Source organism: Eggerthella hominis, from assembly GCF_014287365.1.
In the GTDB taxonomy this organism is placed as follows: Bacteria; Actinomycetota; Coriobacteriia; order Coriobacteriales; family Eggerthellaceae; genus Eggerthella; species Eggerthella guodeyinii.
Genome location: NZ_JACOOA010000011.1, coordinates 1 through 20,105 on the forward strand (window position 1 = coordinate 1; position 20,105 = coordinate 20,105).

Here is a 20,105-nt window from a genome sequence, read left to right on the forward strand (position 1 = left end):
CCGAGAGCCGCGTGTCCACCAAGTGCGTCAGCTGCGGCCGCTGCGCCGAGCAGTGCCCGAACGGCGCCATCAAGTTCATCGACTGGGAGGACATCGCGCAGAAGGTCATCGAGCAGGGCATCGTGAGGACGACGACCCTCGTGCAGGCGTAAGACCGGACGTGCAGGCGAGATGCGGAGGGGAGGCTTGGGCGGAGATGGAATGCGACGAAGTGTTCACGGTGCTGTCGATATGCTTCGCGCCCGTCGAACGGGACGAGTGGGAGCAGCTGGTCGGTAGCGCGCTGTGGTCCGACTTCCTGGACGCCGTCGCCCGCTGCGGCTCGCAGGACGAAGCGGCGCTCGCCGACCGCGATCCTATGGTGCGTGCGCTGCTCGCGCCGCCGTCGTACGACGAGAAGCGCGCGTTCGCCGCGCGCCACTTCACGGGAGGGCTGCCGGAATCGGCGGTTCCGGTGGAGTCGCTGTACACGGCGTGGTCGAACGGCTCGCTGCCGTCGCCGTTCTCGAAGGCCGGGGGCATGTACCAGGGCGATGCGGCGCGCTACTTGCGCGACCTGGTCGAACGCCTGGGCTTGGAGGTGCCGCCGCAGTTCGCGGCCTGCCCCGACCACCTGGCGCTCGAACTCGACCTCGTCGCCGTGCTGCTGCGATCGGGACGGGGCGATGCCGCGCTCCAGTTCGCGCAGGAACGGTTCTCGTGGCTCGCCGTGTACCGCAGGCGGTTGCTGGAGCTTGCCGACGACGCCCGGTTCTACATCGCGCTCATCGACGTGATCCTGGATGCGCGGGAACGTCTCGCGCCGACGACGGGCGCATGACCGATGAACATACGCGTGTCGAGCGCAATCGTTCGCGCGCATGCATATAAGAGAGGAAGAAGCTATGTCAGAACACGCTATAACCAGGCGGAGCTTCCTGGCTGGCAGTGCCGGGGCGCTTGCGCTCACGGCGGCGGCCGGCTACGTGAGCTTCGACGCTTGGGAGCAAGCGCACGCTGATGACGGGTCGTACGGCAAGGAAACCAAGACCGTCCATTCGCTGTGCAACGCCTGCTCGAGCAAATGCGGTTTCACGGCGTACGTCGTCGACGGGCGTTTGACGAAGCTCATCGGCGATGCCGATCATCCGTACGCCCAGGGCAAGCTCTGCGCCCGCGGGTACGGTTACTCGCAGATCGCCTATTCGAAGGACCGCCTGACCGACCCGCTGAAGAAGAACGACAAGGGCGCGTTCGAGGCCGTGTCGTGGGAGCAGGCCTACGCGGAGATCGCCGAGAAGGTGAAGGCTATCGTGGCCGAGAAGGGCCCGCAGGCCTTGGCCATGGTACAGGACCCGCGTCCGTCCGGCAAGTACTACTCTAAGCGCTTCATGAACGCGCTGGGCTCGGCGAACGTGTACACGCACGGCGCCGCGTGCAACCTGTCGAAGGAGAGCGGGTTCACCCAGGCCATCGGCACGGCGAGCTACGCGTCGGACATGGAGAACTCGAAGATGACGATGTTCATCGGCCGCAGCTACGCCGACGCCATCCGCCCGAGCTCGGTGGCCGAGCTGCAGCGCGCTCACGAGAACGGCGCGCGCATCGTGCTGGTGGACCCGCGCTGCAACAATTCCATCGCGTTCGCCGACGAGTGGGTGCCCATCAACCCCGGCACCGACCTGGCGCTCGTGCTGGCCATGTCCAACGTGCTGGTCAGCCGCGGCCTGTACGACCAGGAGTTCGTGGCCGCCAACGCGACGGGCTTCGAGGAGTGGGCTGCGGTCCTGCCGCAGTACACGCCCGAGTGGGCCGAAAGCGTCACCGGCGTCCCCGCCGTCACCATCGAGCGCCTGGCCGTGGAATTCGCCGAAGCCGCCCCCGCGGCGTCCATCGAGCCCAGCTGGCGCGGCGCGTTCGGCTGCTCGTACGAGAACTCCGGCGAGACGGCGCGCGCGGTGTGCCTGTTCAACACGCTGCTCGGCTGCTGGAACCAGGAGGGCGGCGCCATCTTCACGCCCAGCGTGTCGGCGGGCGAGTTGGACGACGAGCGCTTCGCGGCCCCGCCGAAGCCCGAGGCCAAGATCGCCGGCTCCGAGGAGTACCCGTTGGCGCTGTCCAGCATGGGAACGAACCTCTTCGCGGCCGAACAGGCCAAGAACGGCGAGGTCAAGGGCATGTTCTTCTACAACTCGAACATGGCCGCCGGCTATTCGAACACGGCGTACCTGGCCGATGCGCTGTCTCGGCTCGACCTCATGGTGGTCGTGGACGTGCAGATGTCCGAGACGGCCATGCTGGCCGACTACGTGCTGCCCGATACGAGCTACCTCGAGCGACTCGAGCTGCCGGAGTTCATCGGCGGCAAGGTGCCGGCCGTGGCCCTGCGCGACCAGGTGCTGGAGAAGATCCATCCGAACACGCGCCCGGTCGACCAGATTTTCGGCGAGCTGGCCGAGGCGTGCGGCGTGGGCGAGTACTTCCGGTTCGGCGTCGACGAGCTGGCGGATGCGCAGCTGCGCACCGTGGGTCTGTCGCTCGACACGCTGAGGCGGACGGGAACCGCGTACTTCCCCGAGAAGGAGTTCTCGTACGGCACCGCTCCGAAATGGAAGACGCCCACCGAGAAAGTGCAGTTCGCAAGCGAAGCGTGCGAGAAGGCGGGGCTGTCGCCCTGCCCGGTGTGGGTGGAGCCGGCCGTCATGCCGATGGGCGACGAGCTGCGCCTCATCGGCGGCAAGCAGGCCATCCACAGCCATACCCAGACGGCCAATATCGAGGACCTCATGCAGATCACGAAGGACTACGATCTCACGCGCGTGTGGCTCAACGCCGACGAGGCGGCCCGTCGCGGCATCGCCGACGGCGACGAGGTGGAGGTGACGAACGGCGAGCACACGGGGCGCGTGCGCTGCAAGGTGACCCAGCGCATCAACCCGACGGCGCTGTACATGCCCAGCCACTACGGCTGCTCCTCGCCCGACCAGCACACCGCCTACGAGGTGGGCCTGCGCCAGATGGACTTCGTGCCGTTTCGCATGGAGCCGGCGTACGGGGCGGCCTGCACGCAGGAGACGGTCGTCACGGTCAAGAAGGTAGGTGCATGATGGCGCGGTACGGAATGCTGATCAATACGAAGAAGTGCATCGGCTGCTACGCGTGCCGCGTGGCCTGCCAGCGCCAGAACGACTTGCTGCCCACGGAGGACTTCATCCGCTACGAGGAGAAGGAAACCGGGACGTACCCCAACGTGCGCGTGGAGACGGTGCCGCTGCAGTGCATGCACTGCGCGGACGCTCCCTGCGTCTCGGTGTGCCCCACGGGCGCGGCCTACCAGGGCGCGGACGGCATCGTCGGCGTGGATCACGGGCGCTGCATCGGCTGCCTGTACTGCATGGCCGCATGCCCCTACCAGGTGCGCGTGCGCAACAGCGAGACGGGCGCGGTGGACAAGTGCCGCTTCTGCACGGTGTCGGCCGAAACGAGCGGCACGAAGATGTGCTCGTGCGTGGAAGCGTGCCTGACGGGAGCGCGCCTGTTCGGCGACCTGGACGATCCGGCCAGCGACATCTCGAAGGAGATCGTCGCGACGAACGCGCAGCCCATCGCGGGCGATCTGACCAAAGCAAACGTATTCTACGTGAGGTGATGAACGATGACGTTTGAACCTATTTGGGGCGCCATCATCGCATGGTACCTGTTCCTCGCCGGTCTCGGCGGCGGCGCGTTCGTGACCTCGGCCTTCCTGGGGTGGCGCCATCCCGAGGCCGTGTCGATGCGCAAGATCGGGCACCTCGTGGCCCCGATCGTCGTGATCGTCGGCCTGTGCCTGCTGATGTTCGACGCGAAGGCGGGGCTGATGAACCCGCTGCGCTTCGCGCTGCTGCTGACGAACTTCGGGTCGGTGATGACCTGGGGCGTCGTGTTCCTCGGAGGCTTCACGGTGGTCTCGCTCGTCGTGGTGGCGCTCGACTTCATGAAGAAGCGGGTTCCGGTGTGGCTCGACATCGCCGGCGTGGCGTTCGGCATTGCCGTGGCCATGTACACGGGCGCCCTCTTGGGCGTGTGCAAGACGTTCCCGCTGTGGAACAACGCGCTGCTGCCCATCCTGTTCCTCGTGTCGGCGGTGTCGACCGGCGCGGCGTCGGTGCTGCTCATCAGCATCTTCAAGCATGCCGACGAGTTCAACCGCGCGGGCGTGCTCAAGAAGTTCCACTTCTGCCTGCCCGTCATCGAGCTCGTGCTGGTGGCGGCGCTGCTGTTCATCACGTGCACGAACTCCACGGCCGGTTGGAGCGCGGTCATGTCGCTGCTCGTCGGCCAGCATGCGCCGCTGTTCTGGATCGGCCTCGTGCTGGTCGGCCTCGTGCTGCCCACCGTGCTCGAGACGTGGCTGCTGTTCTTCAGCCCGAAGGAGTTTGAGGAGAGCCGCAAGGCTCACTGGATCAGCGCCGCATCGGACGCCGGCGTGCTGGTGGGCGGCTTCCTGCTGCGCTACCTCGTGGTGGTCGCGGCCCTGCCGCTGACCGTGGTGGTGCCCATGCTGTAGCCGTCCTCCTCTGTCCTTTGCGTGAAATGCCTGAAAACGGCCGCGAGCTTGACGCGGTCGTTTTCATTTTCAGGTAAGATGGGCGGTTAGAACAACCTATATGAACGACCACCGAGAGGATAAGGCTTATGTCTGAAGGATACCGATACGACCGCGTGCTGCTCAAGTTGTCTGGCGAGGCGCTGGCGGGCGACGTCGGCTACGGCATCGATCCGAAGGTGGTGGACGACCTCGCCGACCAGATCGCCGAAATCGTGCGCTCCGGCGTGCAGATGGCCGTCGTCGTGGGCGGCGGCAACATCTTCCGCGGGCTGGCCGGCTCGGCCGAGGGTATGGACCGCGCGCAGGCCGACTACATCGGCATGCTGGCCACGGTGATGAACGCCCTCGCCCTCCAGGACGCCTTCGAGCGCCACGGTATCTTCTCCCGCGTGCAGAGCGCCATCAACATGCAGGAAGTGTCCGAGCCCTACATCCGCCGTCGCGCCATCCGTCATATGGAGAAGGGCCGCGTGGTCATTCTGGCCGCCGGCACGGGCAACCCGTACTTCACCACCGACACCACGGCGGCGCTGCGTGCGTGCGAGCTGGACGTGGACGTGCTGATGAAGGCCACGAAGGTGGACGGCGTGTACGACAGCGATCCCAAGAAGAACCCCGACGCCCAGCGCTTCGACCGCATCAGCTACATGGACGTGCTGTCGCGAGGCCTCAACGTCATGGACTCCACGGCCACGTCGCTGTGCATGGACAACGACGTGCCCATGATCGTGTTCGACCTGACGGTCAAAGGCAACATTTCGCGCGCCTTGAAGGGCGAAGACGTCGGAACCACGGTAGAATCGCGGTAGAATAGCAAGAGCGCATGCGCGTGCGCGCCGTTTTGCGGTTGGCGCGTTGCGAGGAGCAGGGTGAAAGGAATCGGGATGAGTATAGACGATAGCATGTTGCAGGCCGAGGAGCGCATGGACAAGGCGCTGGCTTCGCTGGGCGAGGCGTTTGCGTCCGTCCGCACCGGGCGCGCGAACGCCATGGTGCTCGATCGCATCAGGGTGGACTACTACGGCGTGCCGACGCCGGTGAACCAGATGGCGGGCGTCAAGACGCCCGACGCGCACATGCTGGTCATCGAGCCGTGGGACAAGGGCGTGCTCGGCGCCATCGAGCACGCGATCATGCAGAGCGATCTGGGCGTGACGCCGTCGAACGACGGTTCCGTCATCCGCCTGCCGTTCCCCGCGCTCACCGAGGAACGCCGTCGCGAGCTGGTGAAGCAGTGCAAGACGTACGCCGAGGAGGCGCGCGTGGCCGTGCGCAACGCCCGTCGAGACGCGAACGCCGCCATCGAGCGCGCCGTCAAGGAGGAGAGCCTCCCCGAGGACGACGAGCGCCGCGGCCAGGCCGAGGTGCAGAAGCTCACCGACAAGTACATCGCCGACATCGACGAGGCGTTCAAGAAGAAGGAAGCCGAAGTGATGGAGATTTAACGTTCCGGCGGTCTGCCGACCGCCGGAACCGCTCGACGCTGCGGGCTTCCGGGGCGCCCGATCTCGCGGCGATGCCGATGACTTGCGTACCGAAGTACGCTTCGCCATCGCCATCCCCACGATCTCGGGCACCGCGAAAGCCCTCGCTGACTTACTACGCCAACCTGGGTGTTTTGCGAGGTACTCTTGAACAAGCCGCTCGACTACATATTCCCGAACTCTCCTGCGGATCTCGACCCGACCCGTCTCGACCCTGCGGCGGTGCCGCAGCACGTGGCCGTCATCATGGACGGCAACGGGCGCTGGGCGAAGGAGCGCGGGAAGAACCGCCTGTTCGGCCATAAGGCCGGCATCGAAGCGGTGCGCGAGACCATCCGCTGCGCGTCCGACGTGGGCGTGCGCTACCTCACCATCTACTCGTTCTCGTCCGAGAACTGGAAGCGCCCGCAGGACGAGGTCATCGGCCTCATGAACCTGTTCGCCACCACGATGCTCGCCGAGGTCGACGGCCTGCACGAGGAGGGCGTGCGCGTCATGACCATCGGCCGCACCGACGAGCTGCCGAAGAAAACGCGCGACGCGTTCGCGAAGGCGTGGGAGAAGACGAAGGACAACGACGGCATGACGCTGGTCGTGGCCGTGAACTATGGCGGCCGCGTCGAGCTGCTCGACGCCATGCAGTCCTACATGGACGGCGCGCACGCCGCGCTGCGCGAGGGCCGCGCCCCCGAGCCTTTGAGCGAGGAGACGCTGGCGCGCCACCTGTACACGGCGGACATTCCCGATCCCGACCTGCTCATCCGCACGAGCGGCGAGATGCGCGTGTCGAACTTCCTGCTGTGGCAGATCGCCTATTCCGAGTTCGTGTGCACCGAGACGCTGTGGCCGGACTTCGACCGCTACGAGCTTCTGCGCGCGCTGCTGGAATTCCAGTCGCGCGATCGGCGATTCGGGGCGGTGAAGTAGGTGGCATCGCGGCCCGACGAACAGGTTGAGGCGGGCGACGACCGCAAGCGCACGGGGCGCATCAAGGATTTCGCCTACGAGAAAACCCCCAAGAAGCTGAAGAACGCCACCGACCTGCAGGTGCGTTTCCGCACGGGCTTCGTGTACGTGGCGCTGTCGGTGCTGTGCATCCTCATCAGCGATTGGACCACGGTGGCGTTCCTCGTGGTCACGGCCGGCATCACGGCGGGCGAGTTCTACTACATGCTGCGGTCGGACGCGAAGCTGCCCAACGAGATGCTCGGCATCATCGCGGCCATGCTGTACCCGCTCAGCGTGTTCCTGCTGGGATTGAACGGCGCGCTGTTCGTGAGCCTCGCGTTGCTGCTGGCCCTGATCGTGTGGTACGTGTTCTGGATGCGAGCGCGCGTGCCCGACGTGGGCGTGAGCTTCTTCGGCGCCGCGTACTGCGGCATGCTGCTGTCGGGCCTCGTGGTCATCCGCACGGCGCTGCCTCAGCCGTGGGGCGGCGTGCTGGCGCTCGGCATCTTCTTCAGCGTGTGGGCGAACGACTCGTTCGCCTACCTCGTGGGCAGCAAGATCGGCAAGCACAAGCTGGCGCCGCGCACGAGCCCGAAGAAGAGCTGGGAGGGCTTCATCGCCGGGCTCGTCGGGTCCGCGGCGTTCTGGTGCCTCATGACGCTCATCCCGGGCGTGACGATGTCCATCCCGCAGGCGCTGATGTTCGGCCTGATCAGCGGCTTGATGGGCGTGCTCGGCGATCTGGCCGAGAGCCGCATCAAGCGCAACTCGGGCTTCAAGGACTCCGGCACCATCATGCCGGGCCACGGCGGCCTGCTCGACCGCTGCGACTCGCTGTTCCTGGTGGCCGTCACCTCGGCCATCCTGCTGCTGGGCTTCGGCTGCATCCCGTTCCCCGTTCCGCTGCTCTAGGAGGCGCGCATGAGACGCATCGTTGTGTTGGGTTCCACGGGTTCCATCGGCACGCAGACGCTCGACGTGGTGCGCCGCCATCCCGACAAGCTGGACGTGGTGGGCCTCGCGGTGAACACGCGGGCCGACGAGCTGTTGGCGCAGGCGCGCGCGTTTGGCGTGCGCCACCTCGCGGTGGGCGACGAGCGCCTGGCGGGCGAGCCGATAGCCGACGAGCTGGCCGCGCAGGCGCGCAGCGGCGCGCAGTCGGCCGCAGGCGCGCCGTCGTCGCTGGCCGAGGCCGTGGCGCGCCGCAACGCGGGCGGCGAGGGGTCGCTCGGGTTCGGCGCCGACGCCGTGGTGGACCTCGTGCGCCTTCCCGAAGCCGACATCGTGGTGAACGCGCTCGTGGGCGCCGCCGGCCTGCGCGCTAGCTACGAGACGCTCGCGGCGGGCAAGGTACTCGCGCTGGCGAACAAGGAATCCCTCGTGGTGGGCGGCGACCTCATCATGCCCCTGGCGGCCGAGCCGGGGCGCCTCATGCCCATCGACTCGGAGCACGGGGCCATCTACCAGTGCCTGCTGGGCGAGGACCCGCGCGAAGTGTCGCGCTTGTGGGTGACGGCGTCGGGCGGCCCCTTCCGCGGGCGCACGCGCGCCGACCTCGCCGACATCACGCCCGCTCAGGCGCTTGCGCATCCCACGTGGAACATGGGCGCGAAGATATCCATCGACTCGTCCACGCTCATGAACAAGGGGCTCGAGGTCATCGAGGCGCACCATCTGTTCGCCATGCCCTACGACCGCATCAGCGTGGTCGTGCAGCCGCAGAGCGCCATCCACTCCATGGTGGAGTATTCCGACGGCAGCGTGAAGGCCCACCTCGGCACCACCGACATGCGCATCCCCATCCAGTTCGCGCTGTCGTACCCGGAGCGCTGGGACGCGCCCGTCGAGCCGCTCGATTTCACGAAGCTCGGCAGCCTCGAGTTCGCCGCGCCCGACACCGACACGTTCCGCTGCCTCGCGCTGGCCCGCGCGGCCGGCGAGCGCGGCGGCACGCTGCCCTGCGTCATGAACGCCGCGAACGAGGTGGCCGTGGCCGCGTTCCTCGCCGAAGAGGGCAGCTATTTGGGGATCGCGCAGTGCGTCGAAGCCGTCATGGACGCCCACGAGCGCGACGGCGTCCAGCGCGTGGAGAGCCTCGGACAGCTCGAGGAGCTCGACGCCTGGGCCCGCGCGGAAGCCCGCCGCCGGATCGTGCAGTAGGAGCGAACGCCCCGCCTGCCGCTCGACCCCCGCTCGGGGGTAGCGGCGGCAGGCGCGCCGCGTCTCCGCGAATGCGTCACCGCCCCCGCTCCGCGCCCATTCCGTTCCGCTGCGGCGCTCCTCCGTCAGAATATCGGGTGGTCCAGGCGGTCGATCAGCCCGGGGACGTTGCCGTAGTGGTTCTCGGCGGGCAGGTAGTAGGTGTAGCGCCCGCCGCCGCGTTTCAGGATGCCGCCCTCCTTCACCAGCGTGGCGAGCGCGCGCTCGATCGTCGTCTCGCTCATGAGCGGGCACGAGCGGACGATGTCCTGCTTGGTCGTCCCGTAGGATCGCTGGGTCACGATCATGTTCACGCGATCGACGTTCGTGGGCGGCTTCCCGTCGGCGATCAGGTACACCTGGTAGAACCGCAGATAGGATTCCACCAGTATCTCGAGAAGGTACTCGGTGAAGGGCCGGTAGTCGTTCCTCCCCGTCTCCCAGCCGTGCGAGCTCGCTCGCATCGCCTTGACCATCTGGGGATACGTGTGCTCCACGAGCGAGGGCACGCTGATGTAGCGGGCGATGCGGTGGTTGGCCCGGTTGAGCAGGTGCACGCCGACGAGCAGGCACGTCAGCTCCCTGTTCCGGTCGAACACGCCGAGGTTGTACAGATCGACGACGAAGGGGCCGAGGATGAGCAGCGGGTCGAGCCTTCCGTCCCCCACCGCGTGCTCCCATACCTCGCACAGCCCGCGCAGCTGGGTCGTGCGCGCGCCCAGCCGCGCGGGCTTCGGGAGCCGCTCGACCGTCTCCGGCGGGAAGAACGCGTCGTCGGGGGAGGGGCCGTCCAGGGGCTCCTCCGCGCACAGCGCTTGGTGCAGCGTCATCACGGCGCCGGCCGTGGGCGCGATGTCGAAGCGGTGGGCGTCCGAGGCTTCGAGGAGGTGGCGGGCGGTGCGCTCGAAGCAGGCGGGAAGCGGGTCGGGCGGCAGGCCGAGCGCCTGTTCGTGCTTCGCGTGGAGCGGCCGAAGGCAGCGGACCGTCTGCTCCAGCGCCGACGGGGCCAGCACCTCGAGGTTCTCGGGGTGCTGCCGAAGGAACAGGAGCAGCCGGGCCTTCAGGTCGTGGATCATCGTCGTGGCCCAGTACATCCGGTGCGACGCCAGGGTTTCGGGGCATTTCGAGTAGTCGAACGCGCGCGAGACGGTATGGAAGGTCGAGGTGCCCATCTGCTCCAATTTTCTTGGCGAATGATGCAATTATCCTTGTGAAAGGATAGCACGAAACGGATCGCGAGAAAATGATCAGCCGCTTCATCAGGTATTTTTCCTCAAAGGCAGCATTTATTCGCAAAAAAGATAATAGATTACGGACGCGCAACCTATACTACAAGGCGCAAAGGGAAGCGTTCGCAAGGAGGAATGAATGGAAGCCATGAATCGTCGGCAGTTCGTCAAGATCGGGGCCGTGGCGGGGTTGAGCATCTTCGCGTTCGGCGCGTTGCCCGGGTGCGGGCAGGAGGCCGTGGGGACCGACGCGGGGCAGCAGGGCGGCAAGACCATGCGCACGGTCACCGACATGCTCGGGCGCGACGTCGAGATCTGCGTTCCCGAGGAGATCACCGCGTACGGATGCAACGCGTGGGCGGAGGTGCCGTTCATGTCGATGCTCGGCGTGACGGACGCCCTGCTCGCGGGATACGACCTGGACATCACCGAGAACATGAAGATCCTGTACCCGGGGTGCGACCACTACACCGAGCGACCCTTCACGAGCGAAGGCGCCGCCAACATCGAGGAAGCGCTCACGCTCGACCTGGACTTCGTGTTCCTGCGGACGAACGACGCCGCCGACGAGCGCTTGAAGCAGATGGAGGACGCGGGGATCAAGGTGCTGTGCTGCCTGCCGGGCGGCATGGACGAGATCGACGAGTATCTCCTGTTCATGGGGACGGTCTTCGGCGATGCCGCCACGAAGCGCGCCCAGGAGCTCATCTCGTACCAGGAAGCGTGCCTGAAGGATCTCAACGACGCGGCGCGCACCGTCACCGAGCGCCCGCGCGTGGTCATCTTGTGGGGCATGGGCGACGGCACGTACCGCCTCCAGGGCAACGATGCGGAAGTGATCATGGTGGCGAAGCTGGCGGGCGCCGACCTGTGCTACGACGAGCCGCAGTACACCGAGGTGTCGATGGAGCAGGTGCTCGCCTACGACCCCGACATCTTCATCAACTTCCGCGACAACGTCGAGCGCGCCGACCTCGAGGCGAACGAGGCGTTCACCTCGTCGCGCGCCTACCAGGCCGGGCGGTTCTACTCGGTGCCCTACACGCTCGCGGGGCAGGCTCCCTCGTCGTTCCCCTTCACCGACGTCTGCGCCTACTACCTCATGTCCGTGATCCGCGGCGACGCGTACGAGGGCCCCACCGTCAAAGAGGCGCTCAAGAACAACGCGCTGAACTTCTTCGACTACGAGCCGAGCGAGGATGAGCTGACCGCGATGGAGAACGGCGAGGTCATCGAGCTGACGGCAAGCCATAAGAAGAGCGCGTAGGCTGCTGGGCGCCACGATGGGCTACTCGGTTTCCGACAACGACATCCTCGGCGAGTCGCTCGAGCGCGGGCAGAAGAAGCGCACGCGGCTCCTCGGCGTGCTCGCCGGGGTCGCGCTCGTCGTCTCGTTTTTGTTCTGCCTGGTGGTGGGCCGTTACACCACGGGGGTCGTCGAGACGTTCGCCGCCTTCGCCTACGGCACGGTGGACGCGGTCATCGACCTCCTCGAGCTTCCCACGCTCGTGCCGGGCATCTCCTACGACATCCCCAACCCCGTTCCGATCATCTGGGACACGACGAGCTACCTCGTGCTGTGGACCATCCGGCTGCCGCGCATGATCGGCGTGGTGTTCGTCGGCGGCGGCTTGGCGATGGCGGGCGCGAGCTACCAGGGCGTTTTCCGCAACCCGATCGTGTCGGAATCCATCCTCGGCGTCACGGCGGGCGCGGCGTTCGGCGCCGGCCTCGGGTTCTACCTCTACGGCGGCCAGTACCTGGTCATGGCGCTCGCGTTCGTCGGGGCGCTCGTGGCGGTGGCGCTCTCGTACGTGTCGAGCCGGGCCATCAACGGCAACCCGACGCTGCTGCTCGTGCTGGCGGGCACGGTGGTGGGGTCGCTGTTCTCCGCGGGGCTCACGGTGCTGCAGTACCTCATCGGGCCGGAAGATTCGCGGCTCGGCGATATCGTGTTCTGGCTCATGGGCTCGTTCTCGAAGATCAGCGGAGGCGACGTCGCGTACCTCGTCGTGGGCATCTCGCTGTGCGCGCTCGTGCTTGCCAATCAGCGATGGAAGCTCAACGTGCTGTCGCTTGGCGACGAGGAGGCGCGCGCCCTCGGCATCGACACGCGCAGGACGCGCCTCGTGATCATCGTGGCGGCCACCCTCCTGACGGCGGTCGCCGTGTCGGTGTGCGGAACCATCGGCTGGGTGGGGCTCGTCGTTCCCCAGATGGTCCGCATGCTCGTGGGGCCGGACAACCGCCGGCTCATCCCGCTGTGCTTCTTCTTCGGCGGAACGTTCATGCTCCTGATCGACTGCCTGTGCCGCAGCCTCGTAGCGGGCGAGATCCCTGTCGGCGTTGCCACCGCGGTCATCGGCGCACCGTTGTTCCTGGTCATCCTCAAGCGCCTGAATCGCGGGTGGGTGTGATGACGAGGATAACCATCGAGCACGCGACGTTCTCCTACGACGGGAAGACGGACATCTTCTCCGACCTGAGCTACGAGATCGAGGGCGAGCAGGTGTTCTGCATCCTCGGCCCCAACGGCATCGGCAAGTCGACCCTGTTGAAGGCCGTCCTGAACCTGCATCCGCTCAAAGAGGGGCGCATCTTGCTCGACGGCAAGGACATCCGGGCGATCTCGCCCGCCGCGCTGGCCCGCATCATCGCGTACATCCCCCAGAACTACCAGTTCGCCTTCCCCTATTCGGTGATCGACCTCGTGCTCATGGGCCGGACGCCCCACCTGAACCGGTTGGCGAAGCCCTCGAAGAAGGATTACCGGGCGTGCGCCGACGCCCTCGTCTCTCTGGGGCTGGAGGGGCTGGTCGATCGCCCGTGCACGCAGCTCTCGGGGGGTCAGCTGCAGCTGGTCATGCTGGCCCGCGCCATCGCGCAGGAAGCCGAGTACATCGTGCTGGACGAGCCGACCTCGCATCTCGATTTCGGCAAGCAGATGCAGACGCTCGAGGTGATCGAGGCCATGCGCGACCGGGGCATGGGCATCATCATGACGACGCACTACCCCGATCACGCGTTTCTGGTGTGCGACACCGTGGCCATCATGCAGCGCGGGTCCTTCGTCGCCATCGGCAAGCCGGAGGACGTGGTGAACGAGCAGAGCCTGCAGGACATTTACGGCGTCGAGGTGAAGATCGCCGACTTCACGTTCGGCGATCAGCATCGCAAGGTGTGCGTGCCCATGGGGCATGCGGATGCGCGCTTCGCGCCTCGGGAAAGGTGAGGGTATGTGGCAGCAAGGGCCGGAAGCCGGCACGTTCTATCGGAACCTCGTCAAGCTGGGGATCGGGTTCATGGGCAAGCCGTGCGAGTCGGCGTGCATGCACTGCAAGGGACGGGGCGGGGGAGGCGCGGGCGAGAAGCGCCCCGTCGGCAACCCCCGCAAGCCCGTCTCCTGCCACGAGGCCATGCGGGTGGCGCAGCGGATCGACGAGTGGCGCAAGGAGCGGGGCATCGACCTGCTCATCACGTTCGGCGGCGCGGACACGCCCGACTACCCCGGGGTGTTCGACGAGATGCGCTTCGTGCGGCGCCTGTACAACCGCCGCGGGTTCGCATGCAACGGCATGGCTATGCGCACGCGCGCCGAGCTGGACGAATGGTTTCGCGAAGCCAAGGAGGCGGGGACGAAGATCGTCTTCACGACGTTCTACGGCACCCGCGAGTTCCACGACTGGTTCGCGGGGCGCGACGGCGACTTCGACCTCATGATCGACACGGCCAAGGCGATCGCGCACAACGGGCTGTACAACTGCCACACGCTGTTCGTGTCCAAGAGCACCACGCCCTACCTCGCCGAGCTGAGCGACATCCTCGATGCGCTTCCGGGGAAGAAGCACCTCGGCTACCGTCCGATCCTCAACAAGATGGAGGTGCTCACCGACGAATCCGAGCGCTACACGCGCGACGAGTACCTCGCGCTGCCCGAGCGCTACCGGAGGGCCCATCACTACCCGATGGGCACGCGTCGGGAATGGCGCGACCACGTTCTGGGCGACCGGTTCCGCGAAGATACCCGCGACGAACGCCTGCACACGATAATCGACGTGGGCGACGTGGATCTCGAGGCGTTCTACGCACGGCCCGTCGAGGCGTTCCTCGACGACGTGATCGACGCCGAGCTGGCCAAAAGGGAGCGCACGCCCACGGTGCGCGAGCTCGCCGAGCGCTACGGCGACCGCCGGATCGACAGCGAGCTGCTGTTCACGCTGTTCGACCTGCACATGGAATGGATGTACCTCTGGCGCCAGGAGCACCCCGGGTTCGTCCCCTACTACGCCACGATCGAATAGAAGCCGAGCGTCCCCCAGCGCTACGCTTCCGCACCCTCCGAACGCTAGTACCCCATTCGCTCCAGCTTGCGATACAGCGTGCTTCTCGAGATGCCCATGTCGCGGGCGACAAGCGACTTGTTACCTCGATGCTTGATCATGAGCGATCGGATCTCCTCCGCTTCGTAGTCTTCGTAGCTGATCTCAGAAGCCGATTGCCAAGTTGCCGACGAGGCGTGCCCGGTGTCGGGGATCGTCGGGTGCGACGGGCCTTTGCCGCCGCGCAAAGCGCGCACCACGTCGGGCGGCATCGATGCGAGGGTGAGCGTCGAGGTCGTGCTCACGTTGACGCAGCGCTCCAGGATGTTGCGCAGCTCGCGCAAGTTGCCCGGCCAGGGGTAGCGCGAGAACAGCTCGATGACCTCGGGGTTCGCCGCGCGCACGTCCTTCCCGAGCCGGCCGGAGATGCTGGTGAGGAAATGGTCGACCAGCAAGCTCATGTCGTCGACGCGGTCGCGCAGCGAGGGTAGCTCGAGATGCAGCACGTTCAAGCGGAAATACAGATCCAAGCGGAACATGTTCTGGTTCACGCACTCCCATAAGTCCTTGTTCGTGGCGGCGATGATGCGCACGTCCAGTTTGAGGAACTTCTTGCTGCCGATGCGCGAGATCACGCCGTCTTCCAAGAACCTCAACAGGAAACTTTGCATGTCGAGGGGCATCTCGGCGATCTCGTCGAGGAAGACGGTGCCTCCGTTGGCCTGCTCGAACTTGCCCGGCGCACCCTCTTTGCGAGCGCCGGTGAATGCGCCGCCCTCGTAACCGAACAGCTCGCTGCCGATGAGCTCTTTCGGGATAGCCCCGCAGTTGATGGGGATGAACGGTGCCTTCCGTCGAGAGCTCGCATTGTGGATGGCCTGGGCGAACATTTCTTTGCCCGTGCCGCTCTCGCCGGTGATCAGCACGTTGCTCGGGCTTGCAGCCGCGCAGGCTGCCGTTTCCTTGGCCGAGCGAAATGCGGGGGCCGAACCTTTGAGGTCGTCGAACGTGAATAGCGCCGATTTAGAGGGTTCGTTGCGCACCGAGTGCTGGGAAGTGATGGTGATCTTCAGTCCCGCGATGGAGCCGTCGTCTTCGCGTATGTGCTGGCAGTTCACGGGGTAGAAATGGCTCTCGCCGCGCTTGTTCTCGATGAAGCTTTCGCGAGGCACCTGCGCTTTGCCTTTCAGGCATATGAGGTACGGCTTGAGCTCGGGCATGAACGAGGCGAGCGGCACGCCGTTCGAAGAGGTGACGGCACGTCCGAATTCTTGCTGGAACAGACGGTCGACGAACACCACCTCCCCGCGCTTGTTCACGAGGATGAACGCGTCGGGGCTGGTGTGAGCGGATTTTTCCAGCAAGCCGATACGCTGTTCGATAGCGGGGTAGAGCAGGCGGTTTTTAAAAGCGAAGTCCTCTACGTTGAGCGCGTAGCAAATGGATTCGTGCACCTGATGGGTCAGACGCTCGAGCGGCAGCAGAACGAGGTTCACGGAAGCGAAGCTCGAGGCTTCCTGCACGCCAAAGCGAGCGTAGCACGCGTAGTCGCAGAACAAATCGAGGTAGTTCTCCTGGCCGATGCGGATGAAGGTGACGAACGGGGTCTGCCGTGCCTGGTTAGCAACGAATACGCCCACATTCTCCTCCGAGAACACGGTGCCCATGCGAACGCCTTGCGCCTTGAGCTCGGTGAGAAGCTTCCGGTCGCCTCCTTTGGAAAATACCGAGAGGGTTTCGTCGAGGTAGAACAGGGCGGCGCCTTGGCTGCTGAAGAAGTTCTTCTTCGCGTTGTAGTACTCCTTCAGGTAGGCGAGATGGGTGAAGTGCTGGCGATCGAGATCCTCGAACACCTTGAGGTTGCGCTTCGAATCGTCAAGAGAGCGGAGGCGTCGATCGATCCCCGCGGCCTGCGATTGCTTCCATTCCGCGCCCAAATGGGCAAAAGGCTCGTCTTGAGCGATGCGCCCCCCGGCGAGCACGCGTTTTTTAAGCGCGAGAATCGGTTCCGCTTCGTATTGGTCGATGCCCATGCTCGAATCCCCTTCCCCTGGGTGGCAGAGCGATGCTTGTTCCTATCATAAAACGAAACAGTACAAAATGATACAAAACGATACATTTTATGAAACAGCATGCAACAAGCTTTTCGCTTCGCGTTGCGTTTTCGATTCGTCAGAACTGGGTGGAAACCCTGTTTCAGCAGGTTGGAATCTGGCCATTGTTTTGCATGGAATAAGGGCAAGGGGATACTTCGAATTGCATGAAGGGCGGTGTGCGTTCATGTCGCAAGCGATAATCGCGCTCATCATCTTGGCGGTCGTCATGGTCCTGTTCGTCTCGGAGGCGTTGCCTCTGCCGGTTACGGCGCTTTTCGGAGCCATCGCCATGGCGGTCTTCGGCATCATCGGCTTCGACCAGGTCTTTGCGGGCTTCGGGAGCGACACGCTCATGATGGTGGCGGGTATGCTCGTCATCGGCCAGGCGGTGTACGAATCCGGTGTCGTCGATCGCATGGGAGGATTGCTCCGCAAGCTCGTCTCGATGGGCGAGCGATCTTCCATAGCGCTGGTTTCCCTCGTTGCAGGGTTGCTGTCGGCGTTCATGAGCAATACGGCTATCGTCGCATCGATTCTTCCTATGGTGGACTCTCTGGCGGAATCCAGCGGAAAGCGATCGCTGCGCACGGGTTTGGCCATGTCGGTGGGGGCTGCCGCCATCTTGGGCGGCAGCCTCACCTTGGTGGGGTCGACGCCGCAGCTCGTAGCCCAGGGCATCCTCGAAAGCTCGGGCGGAGAGACGCTTGGTTTCTTCACGCTGTTGAAAGGCGCGCTTCCGCTGTTCGTGCTGGGCATCGCCTACTACGCCACGGTTGGGCGTCGGCTGCTGGCTCTTCGAGCTGATATCCCTGCTCAGGGCGAAGCCGTCTCTCTTCCCATCGAGGAGGAACCGAAGGTTCGGCCTTCGACGAGAAAGGCTGTGATCACCGCAGCGACGTTCGCGGCGTGCGTGGCCGGTTTCGTGGCTGGCGTGTGGACGGTAGGGACCGTGGCGTTGGCGGGCGCATTGTTCTTGATCGCCATGGGTTGCATCGATATGAAAAGCGTGGTGCGCAACGTGGACTGGTCGGCCGTGGTGATCCTTGGCGGGTCGCTGGGCTTTTCGGCGGGGCTCGAGGAATCGGGTGCGGGCGCGCTCGTCGCGAACACCATCATCGACCTGTGCGGAGGCGCTGCGGCGAATCCGCTTGCTATCTTTGCGGCGATGGTGGTTATCACCGCCGTCCTGTCCAACTTCATGAGCAATACCGCTGTCGTGGCCATGTTGGCGCCGATGGGCTTGTTCCTCGCGGAGACTATGGGTTTCAACCCCATCACCATGGTGGTCGGCATCGTGCTTGCTGCCAGCATCTGCCTCGCTACGCCCATCGGCTCGCCTCCTATGACGCTCACGCTGTCGGCTGGCTATCGTTTCGGCGACTACCTCAAGGTGGGCGCTCCGTTATGCGTTTTGCTCGTGCTCGCCACCATCGTGGTGGTGCCGCTGTTGTACGGGGTTTCCTGAGCCTTTAGGCGTCCGAGCGCGAGAGTTGGCCACCGATTTGCATGGAATGGTAGATGAAGGATCCTGCGGCATTCGATGCCGCGGGAACGTGCAAGGAGAAAGGAAAGGGCTATGAGAGACGTACTTGTCGGCTTCAAATGGGTGCTTGACGAAGCCGATGTGCGCATAGGGGACGATCTGGCGGTCGATCTGGGCGCGGCTACGCGCAAGATCAGCGACTACGACAAGAACGCTATCGAAGCGGGATGCCGCGCCGCCGAGCAACTGCAGGGCTGTGCCATCGGCGTGTCGTGCGGTGCGCAGGAAACGAAAAAGGCGTTCGTCGACGCTTTGGCGCGCGGGCTCGATGCCGGTGTGTGGGTGAAAACGACCGAGGCTGCTTCCGCCGCCGTGGCGGCGCGCGCCATCGCAGCAGTTGCGCGTGACCGCGACGTGGCGCTCGTCGTGTGCTCCGAAGGGTCAAGCGACGACTACGCGCGGCAAACGGGTTCTCGCGTCGGGGCGTTGCTCGATTGGCCGGTTGCCACCTCGGTCCTTTCGCTGCAAGTGGAAGGGGATGCCGCGTTCGTGAGGCGGCGCATGGATACTTGCGAACAGGTGGTGCGTTTGCAGCTTCCCGCCGTGGTGTCGGTGTTGCCCGAGATCAACCCAGCGCCCATCCCGGGGCTCAAAGCCGTTTTGGCGGCCAAGAAGAAAGCTGTCGATGAGCTGGATGCGGCCGATCTCGACATCGACGAAGCGACGGGCATCGTGCTCGACGGTATGAGCGGGTATGCGAACGATCGCAAGAACGTGCTGATCGAAGGAGACTCCGTCGCAGAGGTGGCAGAGAGGCTGCTCGAAGCTCTCAGGAAGGAAGGGGTGCTGTGATGGCGGGGGTGTTTGTGTTCGGATCGACGCCCGAGCTTGCTGCTGAAGCGCTTGCCTGCGCAAGCGAGGCAGGTCGGCGTGCGACGGTGGTGACGACGGGCGGCCAGGACGCTCAAGAGTATCGCAGCCTCGATTGCGAGGGGATCGTGCACGTGCAGGGCGGAAACCCTCTTCCCGAGGCATACGCGGCCGACGTGGCCGCGCTGCTCGAAGATCGCGGCGCTCAGGCGTTCGTCGTGTGCGGTGACCCGACGGGGCGCGATCTGGCGGCGCGCGTCGCCGGATTGTTGGACGCTCCCATGGTAAGCGAGGCGTCCGTGCTGCGCATCGAAGACGGAGGCATCGTAGCGCATCGGCTCGCGTTCGGCGGCGCTGTGGTACGCCGAGAACGTATCGCGGGATTCGGCGTGGTGAGCGTTGCCCCCGGCGCTTGGACGCCGAGCGCTCCTCCGGACGCTGATGCGCCGGTTGAGATGGCGGACGGAAACCCCGATGCGCGTATGCAGCTGATGGAAGTGCGGCCACTCGAGAAGGGAACCGTCGATTTGACGAAGGCCGAGCGTATCGTGTGCGCCGGCATGGCGTTCTCGACGAAGGAAGAGCTCGAAGCCGCGTATCGGGTCGCGCGTGCCCTCGATGCCGAAGTGGGTTGCTCGCGCGGGCTTGCCGAGGACCATCACTGGTTCTCCGAGTACATCGGACTCTCCGGGGTGCAGGTTGCTCCGAAGCTGTACCTGGGCCTGGGCATTTCGGGGCAAGTGCAGCACACCGTGGGAATTCGCGGCGCGCAGGTGGTCGTCGCGGTGAACAAAGACGCTGCAGCGCCGATCATGAACGCGTGCGACTACGGGGTGGTCGGCGATTTGTTCGCGGTGTCGGATGCGCTTGTGGAGGCACTCGGCCGATAAGGCCGTGCGTACGAAAG

Annotated in this window: 19 protein-coding genes; 17 read left to right on the forward strand and 2 right to left on the reverse strand. The window is 65.3% G+C overall.

Annotated features, from left to right (window positions below; all coding sequences use genetic code 11):
- The first annotated feature begins 11 nt into the window (after nucleotides 1-11).
- From H8S61_RS16480 to dxr, 10 genes are all read left to right on the forward strand, one after another.
- On the forward strand, nucleotides 12-152 hold the full coding sequence (locus H8S61_RS16480) for a 4Fe-4S binding protein (protein ID WP_366458660.1): 141 nt from the start codon (nucleotides 12-14) through the stop codon (nucleotides 150-152).
- Between the two features lie 44 nt (nucleotides 153-196).
- Entirely contained in the window at nucleotides 197-820 is a 624-nt protein-coding gene (locus H8S61_RS16485) for a molecular chaperone TorD family protein (protein ID WP_186939763.1), read from the forward strand.
- A 64-nt stretch (nucleotides 821-884) separates the two neighbouring features.
- Entirely contained in the window at nucleotides 885-3,086 is a 2,202-nt protein-coding gene (locus H8S61_RS16490) for a molybdopterin-containing oxidoreductase family protein (protein WP_186939764.1), read from the forward strand.
- A complete protein-coding gene (locus H8S61_RS16495; protein WP_186939784.1) occupies nucleotides 3,086-3,628 on the forward strand; it encodes a 4Fe-4S dicluster domain-containing protein in 543 nt (180 codons plus the stop codon). Before H8S61_RS16490 ends, H8S61_RS16495 begins: the two co-directional genes overlap by 1 nt.
- 6 nt (nucleotides 3,629-3,634) lie before the next feature.
- On the forward strand, nucleotides 3,635-4,528 hold the full coding sequence (gene nrfD / locus H8S61_RS16500; protein ID WP_186939765.1) for an NrfD/PsrC family molybdoenzyme membrane anchor subunit: 894 nt from the start codon (nucleotides 3,635-3,637) through the stop codon (nucleotides 4,526-4,528).
- A gap of 128 nt (nucleotides 4,529-4,656) precedes the next feature.
- Nucleotides 4,657-5,379, forward strand: a complete 723-nt coding sequence (gene pyrH / locus H8S61_RS16505) for a UMP kinase (RefSeq protein WP_154333165.1) — start codon at nucleotides 4,657-4,659, stop codon at nucleotides 5,377-5,379.
- A 75-nt stretch (nucleotides 5,380-5,454) separates the two neighbouring features.
- Entirely contained in the window at nucleotides 5,455-6,015 is a 561-nt protein-coding gene (frr, locus tag H8S61_RS16510) for a ribosome recycling factor (RefSeq protein WP_160941146.1), read from the forward strand.
- A 186-nt stretch (nucleotides 6,016-6,201) separates the two neighbouring features.
- Nucleotides 6,202-6,981 (forward strand): undecaprenyl pyrophosphate synthase, encoded by a 780-nt coding sequence (gene uppS / locus H8S61_RS16515; RefSeq protein ID WP_186939766.1) that lies wholly within the window; start codon nucleotides 6,202-6,204, stop codon nucleotides 6,979-6,981.
- The gene (locus H8S61_RS16520; protein ID WP_160941144.1) at nucleotides 6,982-7,914 is read left to right on the forward strand and encodes a phosphatidate cytidylyltransferase; all 933 of its coding nucleotides are present in this window, start codon (nucleotides 6,982-6,984) and stop codon (nucleotides 7,912-7,914) included. It begins immediately after the preceding gene.
- A gap of 9 nt (nucleotides 7,915-7,923) precedes the next feature.
- Nucleotides 7,924-9,162, forward strand: coding sequence for a 1-deoxy-D-xylulose-5-phosphate reductoisomerase (dxr, locus tag H8S61_RS16525; protein ID WP_186939767.1), 1,239 nt, complete (start codon nucleotides 7,924-7,926; stop codon nucleotides 9,160-9,162).
- A gap of 125 nt (nucleotides 9,163-9,287) precedes the next feature.
- Here dxr and H8S61_RS16530 read toward each other — a convergent pair whose 3' ends face one another.
- Complete coding sequence (locus H8S61_RS16530) at nucleotides 9,288-10,373, reverse strand: Fic family protein (RefSeq protein WP_186939768.1); 1,086 nt, start codon at nucleotides 10,371-10,373, stop codon at nucleotides 9,288-9,290.
- Nucleotides 10,374-10,569: 196 nt separating this feature from the next.
- Between H8S61_RS16530 and H8S61_RS16535 the strand changes: the two genes are divergently transcribed.
- Genes H8S61_RS16535 through H8S61_RS16550 form a run of 4 tightly spaced genes read left to right on the forward strand, consistent with a single transcriptional unit; the run spans nucleotide 10,570 to nucleotide 14,731 of the window.
- Nucleotides 10,570-11,697, forward strand: coding sequence for an ABC transporter substrate-binding protein (locus H8S61_RS16535; RefSeq protein ID WP_186939769.1), 1,128 nt, complete (start codon nucleotides 10,570-10,572; stop codon nucleotides 11,695-11,697).
- A 16-nt stretch (nucleotides 11,698-11,713) separates the two neighbouring features.
- Complete coding sequence (locus H8S61_RS16540; RefSeq protein ID WP_186939770.1) at nucleotides 11,714-12,847, forward strand: FecCD family ABC transporter permease; 1,134 nt, start codon at nucleotides 11,714-11,716, stop codon at nucleotides 12,845-12,847.
- On the forward strand, nucleotides 12,847-13,662 hold the full coding sequence (locus tag H8S61_RS16545) for an ABC transporter ATP-binding protein (RefSeq protein WP_160941139.1): 816 nt from the start codon (nucleotides 12,847-12,849) through the stop codon (nucleotides 13,660-13,662). Before H8S61_RS16540 ends, H8S61_RS16545 begins: the two co-directional genes overlap by 1 nt.
- 4 nt (nucleotides 13,663-13,666) lie before the next feature.
- A complete protein-coding gene (locus H8S61_RS16550; protein WP_186939771.1) occupies nucleotides 13,667-14,731 on the forward strand; it encodes a radical SAM family protein in 1,065 nt (354 codons plus the stop codon).
- 44 nt (nucleotides 14,732-14,775) lie between these two features.
- Here H8S61_RS16550 and H8S61_RS16555 read toward each other — a convergent pair whose 3' ends face one another.
- Nucleotides 14,776-16,782: a sigma-54 interaction domain-containing protein gene (locus H8S61_RS16555; RefSeq protein ID WP_160941137.1), complete on the reverse strand. Its 2,007-nt coding sequence runs from the start codon at nucleotides 16,780-16,782 to the stop codon at nucleotides 14,776-14,778.
- Between the two features lie 67 nt (nucleotides 16,783-16,849).
- Between H8S61_RS16555 and H8S61_RS16560 the strand changes: the two genes are divergently transcribed.
- The 3 genes from H8S61_RS16560 to H8S61_RS16570 all read left to right on the forward strand — a co-directional run bounded on the left by H8S61_RS16560 (nucleotide 16,850) and on the right by H8S61_RS16570 (nucleotide 20,088).
- Nucleotides 16,850-18,310, forward strand: coding sequence for an SLC13 family permease (locus H8S61_RS16560; RefSeq protein WP_186939772.1), 1,461 nt, complete (start codon nucleotides 16,850-16,852; stop codon nucleotides 18,308-18,310).
- Between the two features lie 75 nt (nucleotides 18,311-18,385).
- On the forward strand, nucleotides 18,386-19,180 hold the full coding sequence (locus tag H8S61_RS16565) for an electron transfer flavoprotein subunit beta/FixA family protein (RefSeq protein WP_160941135.1): 795 nt from the start codon (nucleotides 18,386-18,388) through the stop codon (nucleotides 19,178-19,180).
- The gene (locus tag H8S61_RS16570) at nucleotides 19,180-20,088 is read left to right on the forward strand and encodes an electron transfer flavoprotein subunit alpha/FixB family protein (protein ID WP_186939773.1); all 909 of its coding nucleotides are present in this window, start codon (nucleotides 19,180-19,182) and stop codon (nucleotides 20,086-20,088) included. The genes H8S61_RS16565 and H8S61_RS16570 overlap by 1 nt, the downstream gene beginning before the upstream one ends.
- Nucleotides 20,089-20,105: the final 17 nt, after the last annotated feature.